This is a genomic window from Planctomycetota bacterium, from assembly GCA_035384565.1.
Lineage (GTDB): Bacteria > Planctomycetota > PUPC01 > DSUN01 > DSUN01 > DAOOIT01.
Genome location: DAOOIT010000152.1, coordinates 1 through 2,204, shown reverse-complemented (window position 1 = coordinate 2,204; position 2,204 = coordinate 1). Strand labels below are relative to the sequence as shown.

Annotated in this window: 2 protein-coding genes; both read left to right on the top strand. The window is 66.7% G+C overall.

The features are described from left to right. Positions 1–155 precede the first annotated feature (155 nt). Positions 156–1,190, top strand: a complete 1,035-nt coding sequence (locus PLE19_23990) for a Gfo/Idh/MocA family oxidoreductase (GenBank protein ID HPD18009.1) — start codon at positions 156–158, stop codon at positions 1,188–1,190. Positions 1,191–1,281: 91 nt separating this feature from the next. Further along, positions 1,282–1,920, top strand: a complete 639-nt coding sequence (locus PLE19_23985) for a hypothetical protein (protein HPD18008.1) — start codon at positions 1,282–1,284, stop codon at positions 1,918–1,920. Positions 1,921–2,204: the final 284 nt, after the last annotated feature.

The window sequence follows — 2,204 nt, the reverse complement described above, 5'->3', positions numbered from 1 at the left end:
ACATCATACCACGTGGGCTCTCGGCGTCTTCCATTTTGGCGAAAGTCGAGCTTAGGTCCCTTCTTCACTGCTTGCGCCGGAAGCCTCTCCCGCTTAGAATAAGCCGCGTGGCGCATTGCGCGCGGGACCTCATCCCCCAGTAAGGAGTTAATCGAGTGAAGCGGTTCGCGAAGCCAGAGGAGATCAAGTGCGGGGTCATCGGCTATGGCGGGGCATTCAACATGGGCCGCGCCCACCTCAACGAGATGAAGCGCGCGGGCATGGTGCCCACGGCCGTGGCCGAGCTGAACCCCGAACGCCTCAAGGTGGCCGAGCAGGAGTTCCCAGGCATCGAGACCTACACCTCGGTCGCCACGATGCTCAAGAAGTCGGATGTCAACGTCCTCGCCATCATCACGCCGCACAACACGCACGCCAAGCTGGCCATCCAGTGCCTGAACGCCGGCCGCCACGTGGTGTGCGAGAAGCCCTTCGCCATCACCACGGCCGAATGCGATGCGATGATCGCCGCGGCGAAGAAGAACCGGTGCGTGCTCTCGACCTACCACAACCGCCACTGGGACGGCTGCATCCTGAACGCGGTGAAGCTCGTCCGCAGCGGCGTCATCGGCGAGGTGTTCCGCGTCGAGGCCCACATGGGCGGCTACGGCAAGCCCGGCGACTGGTGGCGCACCTCCAAGAGCATCTCGGGCGGCATCCTGTACGACTGGGGCGTCCACCTGCTCGAATACTCGCTCCAGATCCTCCAGGGCGCCGAACTGGCCGAGGTCACCGGCTTCGCCCACAAGGGCTTCTGGGCCGATAAGACGGCCTGGAAGCAGGACACGAACGAGGACGAGGGCTTCGCCATCGCCCGCTTCACCAGCGGCGCGTGGGTGACGCTGACGATCTCGAGCATCGACTCCAACCCCAAGCGCGGCTGGCTCGAGGCCACGGGCACCCTCGGCTCGCTGGTGATGGACTGGCAGACCTGCGAGGTGACGACCCACGAGAACGGCACCACGGTGATCAAGAAGTACAAGAACCCCGAGAGCGAGGGCTGGAAGCTCTACCAGAACGTGGCCGACCACCTGGTGAAGGGCACGCCGCTCGTCATCACGCCCGAGTGGGCGCGGCGGCCCATCCACATCCTCGACCTCGCCTGCCAGAGCGCCAAGAAAGGCACAAGCCTGAAGGCAAAGTACAAGTAAGAGAATGGTTGGGGAGGAACTTCCCGGAAAGAAGTTCCTCCCCAGGCCCCTCCTCAAGAGCTTTCACGTTGCGCCCAGACAGGGGACGGGCGTGGCCAGACGCCGGACCTCCCCAGTCCGTCTCGCCGTCATCCTGGCTGTCGGCGTCGCCTGCATGGCGGCCGCCCACATGTACCGGCGCTCGCGGCGGCCCGCCCCCGCGCCGCCCGACGTGCAGCAGCAGGGCATCCGCCAAGTGCAGGCGATCCTCGCGAAAGTGGCCGGCACCGGCTTCGGCCAGTCGCGGCGCGGGCGGATTCTCTCCGACACAATCACCCGCTTCATCGCCCGCGGTCGCCTGATCTTCGCCGCCGACATCGGGCCTCAGGCGCTCTACCGCCGCGAGTTCCTCGGCTTCGAGGCCCTCTACGTCAAGGCGATGGTGATCGGGGGCCGGCTGACGCTGCGCGACGACGAGATCATGGCCGAAGGGGTCTTCCACGAGGCCGTGCACGCCGCCCGCGGCGGCAGCGCCGCGGCGAGCCTTGAGGAGGAGTGTGACGGCTTCGCGGCCGGCCTGTGCGCGGCCGCGGCCGTCGCGGGCACGCCGCTGCCCGACCTCCTGCTGCTCGAGGGCCGGCCCGTTGCCGAGTTCGTGAAGCGCGTCTACCCCACGAATCCCCGCTGCCCCAGCTATCAGCCTGTCGGCGAATCGCCCGAGTGGCTCCGCCGCCGCACAGGCCTGAAGTAGATTGCGTCCCCGTCCATTGCAGAAGGGTGTGGGCCGGAATTGTAGGCAGGGTGGTTTTCTCTGGAGCCTGAAGGGCTCGCATGGGATAGCCCAGGGCAACGCCCTGGGTTCAGTGGGATTCACGGGTCCGGCCCTGAAGGGGCGAGATAGAAGCTCTCGATTCCGCCCTTTCAGGGCTGCCACGGGGCGGTCTGGTTCCCAGGGCGTTGCCCTGGGCTATCCCATTTCGGGCTCATCAGGGTTTGGCGCGCCTGACGTGGCAGTCGCCGGAGAGCGTGGGACGG